Raw genomic sequence first — 16086 nt, 5'->3', positions numbered from 1 at the left:
CATGGAACTGGCCAGCCTGATCGGACGCCTCAACCCGGACAACCGTCGCGCCCTCGAACGCGCCGCGCAGCGCTGCTTGCAGCGCGGGCATCACTTTGTCGAGATCGAACACCTGTTGCTGGAACTGCTCGATATCGAGGGTGGCGACTTGGCTTTTCTGCTACCGCGTTTCGGCCTCGAACGTGATGCGCTGACGGCCGAGATCAACAAGGCGCTGGACCTGTTCAAGGCAGGCAGTACGCGCACACCGGCACTGTCGTCGCACACCCTCGGCTTGCTCGAAGATGCGGTGGTGCAGGCCAGTGTGTTGGGACTCGACAGCATTCGTTCCGGCTTGCTGTTGTTGGCGTTGGTTGATCGCGATGAGCGCCGCAGTCTGCTGCTCAACAGTGCCTCGTCGTTGCTGCGAATTCCCAAAGAAGCGCTGCGCGCGAACCTGCTGGAGTGGACGGAAAACTCTCGTGAACATGTCGGTCCGCGCACAGGTTCACCCGCCCATTCAGCACCGCGCCAAGACTCGCTACTCGATCAATACACTCAGGATCTGACGGCCGACGCCCATGCCGGGCGCATTGATCCGATCGTGGGTCGCGACGGTGAGATTCGCCAGTGCATCGATATCCTGCTGCGGCGCCGACAAAACAACCCGATTCTGGTGGGTGCACCGGGCGTGGGTAAAACCGCCGTGGTCGAAGGCCTGGCCCTGCGCATCGCCGCCGGTGATGTACCGCCATCGTTGCAAGAGGTCAGTCTGCGCGTGCTTGACCTCGGTCTGCTGCAGGCCGGTGCCGGGGTCAAAGGTGAATTCGAACAGCGTTTGAAAGGCGTGATCGACGCGGTGCGCAATGCTGACAAGCCAATCATTCTGTTTATCGACGAAGCCCACACCCTGATCGGTGCTGGCGGCGCCGAGGGCGGCAGCGATGCGGCCAACCTGCTGAAACCGGCGCTGGCGCGGGGCGAGCTGCGTACCCTCGCCGCCACGACATGGATGGAATACAAAAAATACTTCGAGAAAGACCCGGCCCTCGCCCGTCGCTTTCAACTGGTGCAGGTCGAAGAGCCGGATGAAATCACAGCAGTGGAAATGCTCCGAGGCGTGGCCGCCAAACTCGAACAGCATCATGGCGTGCAGGTACTCGACGCGGCGATTCATGAAGCGGTGAAACTTTCGCATCGTTACATTTCCGGCCGCCAGTTACCGGACAAAGCCATCAGTGTGCTCGACACGGCATGCGCCCGGGTCGCGCTCGGCCAGCACGACGTGCCGCCGCCGCTGGAGAGCCTGCGTCATCGGCAAAACAACCTCAAGGACGAAGTCGAGCGCCTGCGTCGCGAACAGGCCACAGGGCTGGATCACCGTGAGCGCATCACCCTGCTGGAAACTGAATCCAGCGTAAATGTGCAGGCCATCCGCGAACTGGAAACCCGCTGGGGCGAGGAACGCGTCGCGGTGCGCGAGCTGCTCGATACCCGTCGTGAGTTGCTGGCCTTGAGCGAGCGCGCCGACAGCGACAAACCCGATGAAGCCACCGACAGTCGCATTGATCATCTCGCGGCTGAATTACTGCGCCTTGAGGCCGGACTGGACGCCATCCGCCAAGACGATCCGCTGGTGCCCGAACAGGTCGACACTAAAACCGTCGCTGCGGTAATCGCCGGCTGGACCGGCATCCCCGTCGGCAAAATGCTCGCCGACGAAGCCCACGCCGTGCGCACCCTCGGCACGCGCATGGGGCAACGCGTGATGGGCCAAAGCACCGCGCTCAATACCATCGCCCAACGTTTGCAGGCCTACCGCGCCGGACTCACCGACCCACAAAAACCGGTGGGTGTGTTCCTCCTCGTCGGCCCTACCGGTGTCGGCAAAACCGAAACCGCTTATGCATTGGCCGATGCGTTGTATGGCGGCGAACGCAACCTGATCAGCATCAATCTTTCGGAATATCAGGAAGCCCACACCGTCAGCCAGCTCAAGGGCGCCCCACCCGGCTACGTCGGTTATGGCAGCGGCGGCGTGCTGACCGAGGCGGTGCGGCGCAAACCGTATTCGGTGGTGTTGCTGGATGAGATCGAAAAGGCGCACCCGGATGTGCTCGAGGCGTTTTACAACGTGTTCGATAAAGGCTTGATGGAGGACGGCACCGGGTTGGTGGTCGATTTCAAGAACACCGTGATGTTGGCCACCAGCAATGTCGGCGCTGAGCTTCTACTTGATACGCCGGTTGCACAACTTGGTTCCGAGGCTTTCAACGAGGCGTTGCATAAGGTCTTGCTGCAAGCCTTCCGCCCGGCGTTTCTGGCGCGCATGACCGTGGTCGCGTATCGGCCGCTGGATGAGGCGACGCTGGAAGGGATTGTGCTCGCCAAGCTTGAGAAGTTGCGTGGACGTTACAAGGCTGCGACCGGCAAGCAATTCGAGTTTGATTCAGGGATTGTCAAAGCGGTGCTCGCCAAGTGCAGCGCGGCGGGTGCGCGGGATGTCGAGAATGTGTTGATGACGCAGGTGACGGGGAAGTTGGCGGAGTGGGTGTTGGAGTGAAATTGATCAAGGATGAAGACCGTCAGATGTCCAGTTGAATGTCAAAGCAACTGCTCAAACAACCAAGGATAGGAAAAAATGTTCAGCCGACTGAGAACTAAAGTTATCTATGAAATTGGCGTTCGTGGTTTTGCCACCATCCCTGAACACCTGCGCATTGTTCAAGGAAAAGGCGACTACAACTGCATGGTTGCCAGTGCAGCTACGGCCTTTAACGTGAAATCCAAGGCCAAAATATATGACCTTCCGAAAATGAAAACACACTTCGACAGCACTTTACTGGTTGGCGACAGCAATGGCAGCGGGTATGACAATCGGAACTTCAAATGCGTATCTGAGAAGCTGGGATACCCTGTGAATTATTGGGGCTACAACAGCAAAAACCTCCAGGAAGAAAAACTCAAGGAAGCATTACCACTCGGCAATTTCATGATTACTTTAAGGTTCAACACACAGGCACATAGTTGCCTGCTTTGTGAAATTGACAAATTTGGGCAATATCTTGTTTACGATCCCGCCCATGGAATGGTTCTCACCTATCAACGCAGCGAATTCTGGAAACTCTGCGAAGGTATTGACTACCTCATTTAGAGCATATTTTTCAACCGTTTTACAACGGGAGTAACTGCAGCTATGGAACAGTTCAATTCGGTTCACGAAGGCATGGCGGAGTTGCACAAACGAAATGTGGGAAACAAGAAAATCCACGCGCTCCTGACCTTTCAACACAACAACAATAAGCTATGTAAAACGTGCTTTCTGTTCGATTCAAAGGAAGACGCGGGCTCGCAACTGGTCAAGTACGACCGATTGAAAATCAGCAATGTGCCAGTGCTTGAAATGCCGGCGGCCCTTGCTGCTCGTCAGGTTGCCATTGACGCGGAACTGGCGGAGGGAAATCTCGATGAGCTAGGCGTAGTGCAAGAGGGACACGCGGAAGAGTTTCTCATTGATTTTTTTGAGACAGCCGTCGCTTTGGCACAGGACGTCAAGTATGTGACTATTTACATCACCCACAGTCCCTGCATTCCCAGTGACAGAAAACCAAGTCACTCATTGCCGGGCTGGCCCGCGAGCTGCACTGCCAAGTTTGCCAAACTGGCCGCTGACCATCCCAAATACTCTTTTACTATCGCTTTTCTTAAAAAATACGGAAATTTGCAAGGGAATGACGCACCGCAAAAATTTCTCAAGAACCTATCAGGCGACAGGGCCAATCTGTCCTTTATAGAAATGAAAGATGGTCCTCCCTATGAACGTCCTTGAATCGACAATCAGTGAAGAAATCCGGAATTGCACTTTGGTTAAACCTTGAGGAGCAGTAGCAATGAAAGACACACTTCTGACGTATGTCGACGATGATGGAAGGAAGGCAGCCAAAAAACTCTGGGCCAAATACTCCGGTATTTGTGATCTCGTTGCCCCCACGACCCTAGGCTGGCGAGATTCATTTGGTGGCATGCTCATTATTATTGGACACGGCAGCACGATGGTAAAAAGAGACAGACACACCGGGCTGCACAATATGATCGGCAACTGTGGCAGTTGCTTCATCGTGCTCGCTGCTTGCGAAGTCGGCGAGACCCACACCGAAATCGGCGAACTTCAGCCAATCGCTCAAGGCCTGGCAAATCTGAGGCCCCACGCCGTTGTATGGGGTACTTCCCGCGATCTCCCGCAGCAAGCCGTCAGCGACGGAACCTGCTTTTATAAAAGTCCGCTGTTTAACTGGTTGCAGCCTGCCAATGACCACTTTCCCGGCCTGTGGAAGCAATTCAAGAAGCAAGAGGATTTTGAAGCGGTTATGTCAATGTTGCCTAATCTGAACTTCAATTCTTTATAAATCCCATGCCTCGTCATGGTTGAGCGAGTGCATCGGCAAATTCTGCTCCTCGGCCCACTGCCGAATTTCTAAAAAGGCTGCCTAATGCCGCGCGCCATCGACAGCAACACCAGCCTTTCCCTTACCGCCACTTCGCTGTCGGCGCTTTACCCTGAGTCACTGTCCGGCGACGAAGCCCTGAACATGTTAGGCGTGCAAACGCTCAATGGCCTCAACGACGGCACGTCCCTCACCCTGACTTCAGCCGTCGCTACACACGTCACCACCACTCTGCACAATGACGCACAACTGCGCCCGTTCGACGCGCTGGTCGCGGAGATCCGCCAGTTGCCTGCCGATGCGACCGCAGAGCGCTATCAGCTTCTGCTCAGACCATGGCTATGGTGGCTGACGCTAGCCAGCAACAACCGCGTCTTCCAGAACCTCGCCACTTCAGACATCGTCACGACGATTTTCAAGGCTCACAGCTTCACCGATTTCAAACTCTCGCTGACTGGCAGTTACACCCCGCGCGAATATTGCGTGCAGTACGGAGAAACCGATTTCGCCTTCGTCTCGCGGCTACTGGAAGAGGAAGGCATCTTCTGGTTCTTCACCCACGATGCAGGCAAGCACACATTGGTGCTCGGCGACAGCAACGATGCCTTCGTACAGATACCCAACGGGCCGACGGTCAAGTACCTGGGCCAGGGATTGGGCGAGCGTGAACTGCATGGGATCCGCTCCGGGCAGGTGTGTCTGCAAGCGGTGGCCGGGGTCTATCGGGCGACGGATTACGAATTTACCACGCCAACCACTTCGCTCTACGGCCAGGCCGAAGCCGTGGCCGGGCCGCTTTCGATCTACGAGCACCCGGGCGGCTACAACGCCAAGGCGCGCGGTGATGCGCTGACCAAGCAACGGGTTGACGGCTTGCGCAGCGAGGAGAAACGTTTTGTCGGCGAAAGCGACTGCCGTTGGCTGATTCCGGGGCACTGGTTCACCCTCGAAGGGCACGACGATGCCAGTCTGAACATCGATTGGGTGGTGACGCGGGTCACCCATGACGCCAGCCACGACAGTTATCGCAACCGCTTCGAAGCCATCCCCAAAGCCACCCCGTTTCGTCCGCAACGTGTGACGCCAAAGCCGCGCATGCATCCGCAGACTGCAATCGTCGTCGGTAAATCCGGTGAGGAAATCTGGACCGACGAATACGGCCGGATCAAGTTGCAGTTCCCCTGGGATCGCGATGGCAAGAACGATGAAACCAGCTCCTGCTGGGTGCGCGTGGTGTTGCCGTGGAGTGGCAAGGGTTTCGGCATGCAGTTCATCCCGCGCATCGGCCAGGAAGTCATCGTCACGTTTATCGACGGTGATCCGGATCGGCCACTGGTCACCGGTTGCGTTTATAACGGCGACAACGCCCTGCCCTATGCCCTCCCGGCCAATCAGACGCAATCGGGAATCAAAACCCAGTCATCCAAGGGTGGCGGCGGTTTCAACGAGCTGCGCTTCGAAGACAAAAAGGACGCTGAAGAAGTGTTCTTGCAGGCGCAGAAGGATTTCAACATCAACGTCCTCAATGACACCACTGCCACCGTCGGCCACGACGAAACCCTCACCGTGCAGAACGCGCGCACCCGCACAGTGAAGGACGGCGACGAGACGGTGACGCTGGAAAAAGGCAAACGCAGCGTCACGATTCAGACCGGCAGCGACAGCCTCGATGTAAAGGACAGCCGCACGGTGAAGGTCGGCGCTGATCAGAACCACAGCACCGGCGGCAACTACACCGACAAGGTCAGCGGTGATTACAGCCTGACCGTGGATGGCAACCTGACGATTAAAGTCAGCGGCACCCTGACCCTGCAAAGTGGCGGCAGCTTCACGATCAAGAGCGGCGCCGATCTGGCGACCTCGGCCAGCACCTCGATCACGCACAAGGCTGGCACTGCCTTGACCAATCAGGCCGGTACTTCACTGGACAACAAGGCCGGGACGACGTTGACCAACGACGCCGGGATCAGTCTGACCAACAAGGGCGCAGCCTCACAGACCGTGGACGGCGGTGGCATGCTGACCATCAAGGGCGGTCTGGTGCAGGTCAACTGACAAGGAGAAACCATGGCGATCACACCGCTGGATCTGCAGCAGGATGACAAGCAGCTCAAGGGGCGTTTGCAGGACGGTCAGCTTGATGGCCCGCTGAACATCAAGGATGACGGGCGCAAACAGGCAGATCTGAATTACAACCAGGGTGAATTGCACGGCACCTCACTGCTGTATCACACCAACGGTAAGGTCTCTGCACAGATGCCGTTTGTACGCGGCAAGTTGCAGGGCGTTGCCAGTTTTTATGCGCCCGAGGGTTTTCTGCAACGTAAAGCGACGTATCGGCGCGGTTTGTTGCATGGCGAGGCGTTCAACTACTTTGCCGACGGACAAGTGGCAGAAGCTGAGTTTTATCGCGATGGCGTGCGTGAGGGGCGCTATCAGCGCTTTCATCCCAATGGCAAACCGGCGGTGGAGGCGCGCTATGTGAATGGTCAGCTGCTGGAGCCGGAACAAGGATTTGCCGAGGACGGGCGGCCTCTGGGTGCGGATGGCAAGCCGATTTCGCGGGTGCGCTGGTGGTATCGGCAGTGGGCGGATCCGCAGCAGGTTTGAGAACCTTGAAGAGCCCCTCACCCTAGCCCTCTCCCAGAGGGAGAGGGGACCGACCGAGCTGTCTTGCTTCATACATCGACCTGTAAGACCGAGTCGATTATGGATTCACAGCTAGACTTTCACGTCGGCGGAGCTAATCAATCCCCCCCAATCGGCTCCCTCTCCCCCTGGGAGAGGGCTGGGGTGAGGGGTTTGGATTTCACGCCAAGTAAAAAACTCAGGGAATGAGCATCTGCATCTGCCCTGGCACCACAATCTTGATCACCCCCGCCCAGTTACACATCAACGTTGAGTTGGCATCGATCGCCGGCATCCCGCCCAGCAACAACGTCGGCGCCCCGCCGGGAATCCACGGTGTGGCCGTCGCCGGAATACACGGCATCGGCGTCAACACCCCCAGGGCGGCGGCAGTTGCAGCGGCGACCATCGGATTGGCCATGCTCATGCACACCCCGAACGGCAGGATATTCACCAGCGGGATGTGATCCATGATGTTCGCCGCCGGCATCCCGCCGGTCAGCGTGCGATTCACCGGCAACACGTTGAGCATCGACGGCGCGGCGCCGAAGCTGCATTGCAAAGTGGCCGTGGCACAGACTTGCGGACAGCCCATTTCAAAGCTCCTTTTTGCCCATGGCATACCCGCTAAACCTTAGTCTGCTGCGGCCCGTCGCGCACATTCTCAAAGGTGATTATCCGGCAACACGCTAACCTATAAGACCGACCTGCGCTTGTGACTGCCCGAGCGCACCATTAGATTAGCCAATGATGTCTGGCCTCCAAAATAAGCAGAAGGGATAAGCATGGCGCTTACTGACCAGTCCACCCGTATCCGCTCTGGCGAAGAACTCGATGCCAGCCTGATTGATCCGTACCTTAAGGCGCACATTCCGGGCCTGAGCGGCTTGCCTGCGATCAGCCAGTTCCCCGGCGGTGCGTCGAACCTGACCTACCTGCTGGAATACCCGGAACAGGAATTCGTCCTGCGCCGCCCGCCGTTTGGCCACAAAGCCAAGTCTGCCCACGACATGGGCCGCGAATTCCGCATCCTCAATCAATTGCGCGACGGTTTTCCGTATTGCCCGAAAGCCTACGTGCACTGCACCGACGAATCGGTGATCGGCGCCGAGTTCTATGTGATGGAACGGGTCAACGGCATCATCCTGCGCTCGGAGCTGCCGCCGGAACTGGGCCTCGACTCAGCGAAAACCGAAGCCTTGTGCAAAAGCTTCATCGACCGCTTCGTCGAACTGCACCGCGTCGACTACAACGCCTGTGGCCTCGGTGATCTGGGCAAGCCGGAGGGCTACGTAGCACGCCAAATCAAAGGCTGGAGCGAACGCTACGAAAAGGCCCTGACGCCCGACGCGCCACACTGGGAAAAGGTCAAAGCCTGGCTCAACGACAAGATGCCGGCTGACCACCCAACCTCAAGCATCGTCCACAACGACTATCGCTTCGACAACGTCATTCTCGACCCGCAAAATCCGATGCAGATCATCGGTGTGCTGGATTGGGAACTGACTACCCTCGGCGACCCGCTGATGGACCTGGGTAACACCCTCGCTTATTGGATTCAGGCGGACGATCCGGCGCCGGTGCAACTGATGCGCCGCCAGCCGAGCCACGCACCGGGCATGCTCACCCGCCGTGAATTCGTCGATTACTACGCCGAACGTTCGGGCATCCAGATCGACAATTTCGACTTCTACTACACCTACGGCCTGTTTCGCCTGGCCGGCATCGTGCAGCAGATCTACTACCGCTTCTACCACGGCCAGACCCAGGACAAACGCTTCGCGCAGTTCATTCACATGAACAAACTGCTGGAGCAGATGAGCTTGCAGGTCATTGCGAAATCGAGCCTCTGACGGCCCACACCCAGGAACCCTTATGTCCAAGACTCAGTTGTTCGACCTCGACGGCAAGATCGCTTTCGTCTCCGGCGCCAGCCGCGGCATCGGTGAAGCCATCGCCAAACTGCTCGCCCAGCAAGGCGCCCACGTGATTGTCTCGAGCCGCAAACTCGACGGCTGCCAACACGTGGCCGATGCGATCATCGCTGCTGGCGGCAAAGCCACCGCAGTGGCCTGTCACATCGGTGAAATGGAGCAGATTGCCCAAGTGTTTGCCGGGATCAAGGAACAGTTCGGCCGCCTCGATATTCTGGTCAACAATGCCGCGACCAACCCGCAGTTCTGCAACGTGCTGGACACTGACTTGGGCGCGTTCCAGAAGACTGTCGATGTGAACATTCGTGGCTACTTCTTCATGTCCGTGGAAGCCGGCAAACTGATGCGCGAAAACGGTGGCGGCAGCATCATCAACGTCGCGTCGATCAACGGCATTTCACCGGGGATCTTCCAGGGCATCTACTCGGTGACCAAGGCGGCGGTGATCAACATGACCAAAGTCTTTGCCAAGGAATGCGCGCAGTTCGGCATCCGCTGCAACGCCCTGCTGCCGGGCCTGACCGACACCAAGTTCGCCTCGGCACTGGTGAAAAACGATGCGATCCTCAAGCAGGCACTGACGCAGATCCCGCTCAAGCGCGTGGCGGATCCGAGTGAAATGGCCGGTGCGGTGTTGTACCTGGCCAGCGATGCGTCGAGCTACACCACCGGAGTAGTGCTGAATGTGGACGGTGGTTTTCTGTCCTGATCCCGGGTAAATGATTAACCCCCTGTAGGAGTGAGCCTGCTCGCGATAGCGGTGTGTCAGATACATAAATGTTGACTGGCACACCGCTATCGCGAGCAGGCTCACTCCTGCAAGGGTTGTGCATCAGGCAATGACTTTCGGCAATTGCCAGCCGTAATGCACTGACAGCAAACGCAGAGCCAGACACATCGCCCCCGCCAGCAACGCCGCCGCTACCGGTGCAACGCCCAGCCTGCGCGCAACGGCAAACAGCGCCACCCCCGCCGCCGAGGCCGACGAAAAACGCAATCACCATCACCCCAAACAAGTCGGGCTGACTGTGCATCGCCGCAATGGCGCCTTCCACGACAACCACCGCCGTACCGTCCAGGACGGCGACCAGCACAACCCGCTCAACCCGAGACTTGCGCCCCGCCGGCGCTACTGCGTGACACAACGGGTAGTGGTGATGTGTCGAGTAACCTGCCCGTCGGCGTACACGTCACCGGCGACTTCAGTATTTTCGAGCACCTGGCAAGTACGTTCCGGTGGCGGAGGTGGCGCAACCGGTGGAGGGGGTGGAGGACTGGCACAACCCGCCAGCAAAACGGCAAAAAAAGCCAACGGCAACACGCGTTTCCCAAGATTGTTCATAGGACGACCCGCGATGAATGGAAGAGCAACTTCCGCGACCCAACCGACCACGGAAGACCTGACCACTCATTCTTTATAGCCGAGCGCCCTGCAAGCGCCAGTGAATTGGCCCGATTGGGTGGTAATGGCTGTCGATTTTGCGTCGGGGTATGAGCGAATTAGCAGAGTGAAACGCACATTGCCAGACAAGGCCCCTTCGCAAGCAGGCTCGCTCCCACAGAAAAGCAGAAGCAGAAGCAGAAGCAAACAGCGCAACCCACACACCGCTTCTGCTCCTAACCACTCAACAGGATGAGCGTTAGCTCGGCTGCGGCTTTTGATCTTGACCTGGGAGCCCGTCGGCAGGCTGAGTGGAGGGATTGATCCGGGGGTGGGAGCGCAGCGACCGTTCGACGAAGTCGAACACATCGAGAGGAGGTGCAGCGAAGCAAACCGTAGACGATGCCCCCGGATCGATCCCGGAGCGAAGGAACCCCGAGCCCCAGCGAGCGGGCCGAACGTCAGGGCGCAGACCTTTGGTTCCTTTGGGGCGTTTGCCAAAGGGACTCGCCGTAAGGGCGAAACCGCCAGCGGCAACACCCGCAGCAACGGATCTACCCCACCCCCCAACAGCATGGTCGGCCCAAAGGCCGCCAAGAACCAAAGGGCGGCGCTAAGCCAAATCCGGATCCCGAAACGAACGCAAAGAATTGCTCTCAAGCTCATACCGCAATTCTTCAATCAAGGCATCAACCGACTCAGGCGTCCGCAGCGCATTAAGTTTCAGCCCACTGATCACCAGATCCACCTGCCCCGACACCGGGTGATAAAGCTTCACCGTCAGCGAATGATCGCCGTCCACCAGACACTCACACGCCAGCGGCGAAAAACTGCGTTCAAGCTGCGTGCGCAACTGCGCAAGATTCATCATCAGACTGTTCCTATAACGACTGCGAAGGGCCGCGATCCCGAGCCAAAAAACCTCGTATCGCACCCCACCAGACTAAGAACAGACCTCACCCGCCAACACCTCAATTTGCACCAGGCCAACTAGTGCATTTGCACCCTATCGTTGACCCTTGGCGCTCGATTCGCCGGCAAACAGCCCACGCTCCCGCGCCCAGACAATCGCCTCACTGCGGCTGTGCACATCAAGCTTGGAATACACCGTCGCCACATGATTTCGCACCGTATTCGGAGCGAGTTTCAGCCGCGCCGCGATCTCCTTGTCCGCCAGCCCTTCACAGATCAACCCCAGCACATCACGCTCACGCGCCGTCAGATCAGTGAACGAAACGCTGGGCAGTTGCGGCGAGTTGACCTTCTTCACATTGGCCAGTTTCTCGATCAACGTGCGGCTGAACCAGGAAGCGTCCTTCATCACCTCCTCAATCGCCGCCACCAACTCAAGCTCGGTGCGCTTGCGCTCGGTGATGTCCATCAGCACCAGCAAATAACACGGCGTGTCCTGAATATTCACGGTATCGGCGGATAGCGCACATTCGAGCAGGTCCGCATCCTTCCTGCGCACCCGCACATCGACCCGATCCACCCGACCGTTTTTCGCCAGCGCCGCCAGCAACTGCGTGCGTGCACCACTGTCATCGATGAAATCCAACTGCGTCACGGTTTTACCGAGCACGTCCTCGCTGTCGAAGGCCAAGGCCTCAAGGAACGCCTGATTGACGTCGATCACCTGCTGCTCGTCGGCACTGCAAATCAGGATCGGCACCGGTGTCAGGCGAAACGCCTTGGCAAAACGTTCCTCACTCTGACGCAACGCCACCTCGGCCTTGTGCCGCATCTCCATGTCGACGAAGGAAAACAACATGCAATCCTCATCGTTGAGCGTCAGCGGCTGCCCGGCGACGATCACTTGCTTGCTGCCGCCGTCAGGCAGGCGCAGTTCAGCCTGCATCTGCGGGATGGTCGCAACGTCGCGCAGGCGCTGAATCGCCAGATCCCGGTGTTCGGCCTGCTCGAAAATGTCGATTTCATAAGAGGAAGTGCCAATCACCTGTTCACGGGTGTACCCGGTCATTTCCAGAAACCCCGGATTGACCTTGATGTAACGCAAATCACTGAGCCGACAGATCACCGCCGGCGCCGGGTTGGCGTTGAACGTCCTTTCGAAGCGCTGCTCGGCGTTGGCCCAATCGGTGACGTCGCTCATGATCAGCACCAGCGACTCGGGCTGCCCTTCGCGGTCCGTGAGAATCATGCTGCGCACGCTGTGCACCCAGATACGTTCCGGGTCGTCGGTCGGCGACACCTCAATCAGCACGTCATTGAAACTCTCACAGCGCGCCACCCGGCTGATCGGGTAGTTTTCGGCGGTGATCGAATGATTATTGCGATAGCGCAGGTTGAACTTCTTGGCGTATTCGTCGGCATTGTGACCCAGATCGGTGATCCGTTTGACACCGTGCATGGCCAGCGCTGCTTCGTTGGCCCAGAGAATGCTCTGATCCAGCTCCAGCAAAATCACCCCGTCGGACAGCCCGGCGATGATCTGCTGCAACTGGCGGCGGTTGGTTTCGGTGGTCAGGACTTCCTGGCTCATTGGATCTCCACAAGTGATACGCCCATGTGAAGAGTACGACCGCGGCGGCCCGTGATCGTGCCGAGCATAAATGTTCGCAACGGCACAAATTCCTTTGTTGGAGTGAGCCTGCACACGATAGCGGTGTGTCATTTGACTTTTATATTGACTGTCACACCGCTATCGCGAGCAGGCTCACTCCTACTGGGGATGACGGTGCATTCGCGACTTCCTGCTTTGTCGACTAACGTTAATACCTCATCGGATTGAGCCCCTGCCCGCAACACCGGGCTCTTGATCAAGGAGAGACTGATGACGTCGCGTCGCACCATCGAACAGACCTACCGCACCTGGTCCAACCCGATTCTGCTGGAGTTGAAAAAACGTGAGCACCAAATGGCGCCAGTCGAGCGTCAGGCCCTGGAGAATGTCTTGGTGGAAAGAAGGCTGCTGGACATCGGCGGCCCGGAGGGTATTGAACGTCGACGAAACAGCGGTGCCTGACACTGCTCGCGAAGGGGCCAGCAAAGATGCCTTGATCATTGAGGCCGACGCACCGCTCTCACCCGTCCACTGTCGCCGCCACCGCAATAAAAGCGATCCGCGCTGCCAGCGCCACCTCGGCCTCGGCCTCGGCGACCACACAACGCGCCCGTGACAGCGGCTCATTGCTGCCGAACGCCTTTATCGCCCTTTGCAACAACGCCTTGGCGCGGGACAGATCACCGAGCTGAGCCATGGCAATTGCGCGCAGCGCGCAGCGCCAGCGCCGGCGGGTCCTCACGCAGAGCGACGTAGTTCAACGCGCCTAGCGGGTCACCAGCAGACAGCGCGCGGCCGGCGGCGTTGATCAGCGAATCCATGGCTCGTCCGTCCCTCGATGGCTGAATCGTGAGCTGAGTCTGATCGCTGATTATGGCGCGTTTGGACGCTTGATCGGCTGTTTCAGTTGTTGCAACATCGGCACAGCTTTTCCAATGGATGGAGTCGAGCATGCTGGATGCAAACGCTAGCCACATTACCTTCACTGTCGAAGGCGCCAACGCCGACCTGCAAGTCCTCAGCTTCACCGGTCGCGAAGCCCTCAACCAACCGTTCCGTTTTGACCTCGAACTCGTCAGCGCCCGCCCCGACCTCAAACTCGAGGAGCTGCTGCACAAGCCCGGCGTCCTGACTTTCGGCGCCACCGGCGAAGGCAAGATCCACGGTCTGGTCTATCGCATCGAGCAAGGCGACTCCGGCAAGACCCTGACCCGTTACAGCCTCAGCCTGGTGCCACAACTGGCCTACCTGCGGCACAACCACGATCAGCAGATCTTCCAGCAACTGGCCGTGCCGAAGATCATCGCTCAGGTGCTGGAAGATCGCGGCATCCTCGCCGACGCCTACAGTTTCCAGCTCGGCGCCGAATACCCGCAGCGCGAATACTGCGTGCAGTACGACGAATCCGACCTGCACTTCATCCAGCGCCTGTGCGAAGAAGAAGGCATTCACTTCCACTTCCAGCACAGCAGCAGCGGCCACAAACTGGTGTTCGGCGACGACCAGACCGTGTTCCGCAAACTGAAACCGGTGAGCTACCAGCAAGACTCCGGCATGGCCGCCGACAAACCGGTGATCAAGCGTTTCAACCTGCGTCTGGAAACCCGCACCACCCGCGTCAGCCGCCGCGACTACGACTTCGAAAAACCAAAGATCCTCCCCGAAGGCGCGGTCAAAACCGAGTTCGCCCCGGACCTCGAGGACTACGACTACCCCGGCCGCTTCACCACCCGCGAGCGCGGCAAGTTCCTCTCCACCCGCGCCCTCGAACGCCATCGCAGCGACTACAAACTCGCCGAAGGCAAAGGTGACGAGCCGACCCTCACCAGCGGCCATTTCCTCACCCTCGCCGAACACCCGCGCGCCGAGTGGAACGATCTGTGGCTGCTGCTGGAGGTTTTCCACGAAGGCAAACAACCGCAAGTACTCGGCGAAAACGTCACCAGCGACGTCACCGACCACAAAAGCGATTTCCACCAGGGCTACCGCAACAGCTTCCTCGCCACCCCGTGGGACGCGCACTACCGCCCTGCCCTTGAACACCCGAAACCGCAAGTCCTCGGCAGCCAGACCGCGGTCGTCACCGGCCCCGCAGGCGAAGAAATCCACTGCGACCAGTACGGCCGCATCAAAGTGCAATTCCACTGGGACCGCGACGGTCAGTCCAACGACAAAACCACCTGCTGGATGCGCGTCGCCAGCGGCTGGGCCGGCGCGGCGTATGGCGGCATCGCCATCCCGCGCATCGGCATGGAAGTCCTCGTCACCTTCCTCGAAGGCGATCCCGACCAGCCGCTGGTCACCGGTTGCCTGTACCACAAGGAAAACGTCGTCCCCTACGACCTGCCGGCCAACAAAACCCGCAGCACCTTCAAAACCCTGAGCTCACCGGGCGGCAAGGGCTACAACGAATTCCGCATCGAAGACAAGAAAGGCGCCGAGCAGATCTACATCCATGCCCAGCGCGATTGGGATGAGAACATTGAGCACGACCAGAAGATCCGCGTCGGCAACGAACGACATGACACCGTTGAAGCCAATACGCTGAGCGAGTTCAAGGTTGAAGAGCATCGGATTACGCATCTGGATCGGATTAGCGAAATGCGTGCGGATGATCACCTGAAGGTGGGTGTGACGCAGCATCTGAAGGTAGGGACTGCGCAGTTTGTCGAGGCCGGGTCAGAAATCCATTACTACGCCGGCCAGAAAGTGGTGGTCGAAGGCGCAATGGAACTCACGGCCAAGGCTGGCGGGAGTTTTGTGAAGGTGGATGCCGGTGGTGTGACCATTAGCGGGGCTGAGGTGAAGATCAATACCGGCGGCTCGCCCGGCGTGGGCACCGGGATCGGGATTCTGGTGCCGTTGATTCCCGGCGCAGTTGACACCGATAAATTCGGCCAATTGCCTGACAGCGCGCCGCGCAGTCACAAGGCGCGCTACCTGTTGCTGGATGAGAAAACCGGTGAACCTCTGGTGGGTACCCCCTATACGTTGAAGCTCGCTGATGGCACCCGAATTGCTGGTTATACCAACGAAGAAGGAAAAACCTTTCAGGCACACAGCAGCAGCCCGGCAGAGGTTGAACTGCTGACACCTGTTCGCAAACCCGAGCCTGAAGAGCCGTTGATCAGGGCAGGGGAAAGCGCACCCAAGGAAATGACCCTGGACTTCAAAAACGCCAACTCGGAGGGCTGA

At 58.5% G+C, this 16086-nt stretch carries 14 protein-coding genes and 1 pseudogene; 10 read left to right on the top strand and 5 right to left on the bottom strand.

Translation table 11 applies throughout. From position 1 onward, the window contains the following. Position 1 precedes the first annotated feature (1 nt). From tssH to AC3IUF_RS11415, 6 genes are all read left to right on the top strand, one after another. Positions 2-2542 (top strand): type VI secretion system ATPase TssH, encoded by a 2541-nt coding sequence (gene tssH / locus AC3IUF_RS11440; RefSeq protein ID WP_489281059.1) that lies wholly within the window; start codon positions 2-4, stop codon positions 2540-2542. Positions 2543-2620: 78 nt separating this feature from the next. Continuing rightward, on the top strand, positions 2621-3133 hold the full coding sequence (locus AC3IUF_RS11435) for a hypothetical protein (protein WP_489281058.1): 513 nt from the start codon (positions 2621-2623) through the stop codon (positions 3131-3133). A gap of 42 nt (positions 3134-3175) precedes the next feature. Continuing rightward, a complete protein-coding gene (locus AC3IUF_RS11430) occupies positions 3176-3808 on the top strand; it encodes a hypothetical protein (RefSeq protein ID WP_161986533.1) in 633 nt (210 codons plus the stop codon). Positions 3809-3869: 61 nt separating this feature from the next. After that, complete coding sequence (locus AC3IUF_RS11425) at positions 3870-4385, top strand: hypothetical protein (protein WP_489281057.1); 516 nt, start codon at positions 3870-3872, stop codon at positions 4383-4385. Between the two features lie 84 nt (positions 4386-4469). Beyond that, positions 4470-6479: a type VI secretion system Vgr family protein gene (locus AC3IUF_RS11420; RefSeq protein WP_489281056.1), complete on the top strand. Its 2010-nt coding sequence runs from the start codon at positions 4470-4472 to the stop codon at positions 6477-6479. Between the two features lie 12 nt (positions 6480-6491). Further along, a complete protein-coding gene (locus AC3IUF_RS11415; RefSeq protein WP_463542818.1) occupies positions 6492-7034 on the top strand; it encodes a toxin-antitoxin system YwqK family antitoxin in 543 nt (180 codons plus the stop codon). 217 nt (positions 7035-7251) lie between these two features. Here the strand turns inward: AC3IUF_RS11415 and AC3IUF_RS11410 are convergent, their stop codons facing one another. Continuing rightward, positions 7252-7647, bottom strand: a complete 396-nt coding sequence (locus tag AC3IUF_RS11410; protein WP_007911072.1) for a DUF4280 domain-containing protein — start codon at positions 7645-7647, stop codon at positions 7252-7254. A gap of 190 nt (positions 7648-7837) precedes the next feature. Here AC3IUF_RS11410 and AC3IUF_RS11405 point away from each other — a divergent pair, with 190 nt between their 5' ends. Both AC3IUF_RS11405 and AC3IUF_RS11400 read left to right on the top strand, forming a co-directional pair. After that, entirely contained in the window at positions 7838-8905 is a 1068-nt protein-coding gene (locus AC3IUF_RS11405; RefSeq protein ID WP_007911073.1) for a phosphotransferase family protein, read from the top strand. Between the two features lie 22 nt (positions 8906-8927). Further along, positions 8928-9695 (top strand): SDR family oxidoreductase, encoded by a 768-nt coding sequence (locus tag AC3IUF_RS11400; RefSeq protein WP_489281055.1) that lies wholly within the window; start codon positions 8928-8930, stop codon positions 9693-9695. A 123-nt stretch (positions 9696-9818) separates the two neighbouring features. On the opposite strand, the gene AC3IUF_RS11395 is transcribed toward AC3IUF_RS11400, so the two are convergent. The 3 genes from AC3IUF_RS11395 to AC3IUF_RS11385 all read right to left on the bottom strand — a co-directional run bounded on the left by AC3IUF_RS11395 (position 9819) and on the right by AC3IUF_RS11385 (position 12870). Continuing rightward, positions 9819-9983, bottom strand: a complete 165-nt coding sequence (locus tag AC3IUF_RS11395; RefSeq protein WP_489281054.1) for a hypothetical protein — start codon at positions 9981-9983, stop codon at positions 9819-9821. 997 nt (positions 9984-10980) lie between these two features. Further along, the gene (locus AC3IUF_RS11390) at positions 10981-11238 is read right to left on the bottom strand and encodes a DUF1652 domain-containing protein (protein ID WP_007919628.1); all 258 of its coding nucleotides are present in this window, start codon (positions 11236-11238) and stop codon (positions 10981-10983) included. 135 nt (positions 11239-11373) lie between these two features. Then, positions 11374-12870 carry a helix-turn-helix transcriptional regulator gene (locus tag AC3IUF_RS11385; protein WP_007919626.1) on the bottom strand — a complete coding sequence of 499 codons (1497 nt, stop codon included), beginning with the start codon at positions 12868-12870 and terminating at the stop codon, positions 11374-11376. 291 nt (positions 12871-13161) lie between these two features. On the opposite strand from AC3IUF_RS11385, the gene AC3IUF_RS11380 reads away from it, so the two are divergent. Further along, positions 13162-13353 carry a hypothetical protein gene (locus AC3IUF_RS11380; protein WP_007919624.1) on the top strand — a complete coding sequence of 64 codons (192 nt, stop codon included), beginning with the start codon at positions 13162-13164 and terminating at the stop codon, positions 13351-13353. 97 nt (positions 13354-13450) lie between these two features. Here AC3IUF_RS11380 and AC3IUF_RS11375 read toward each other — a convergent pair. Continuing rightward, positions 13451-13712 (bottom strand): annotated as a pseudogene (locus AC3IUF_RS11375) (helix-turn-helix domain-containing protein); the annotation flags it as partial. 130 nt (positions 13713-13842) lie between these two features. On the opposite strand from AC3IUF_RS11375, the gene AC3IUF_RS11370 reads away from it, so the two are divergent. After that, entirely contained in the window at positions 13843-16086 is a 2244-nt protein-coding gene (locus tag AC3IUF_RS11370) for a type VI secretion system Vgr family protein (RefSeq protein WP_489281053.1), read from the top strand.

The organism is Pseudomonas sp. KH_040, from assembly GCF_057839305.1.
Note: the sequence above shows the minus strand (reverse complement) of the source record. Positions and strands in the feature narration are given on the sequence as shown.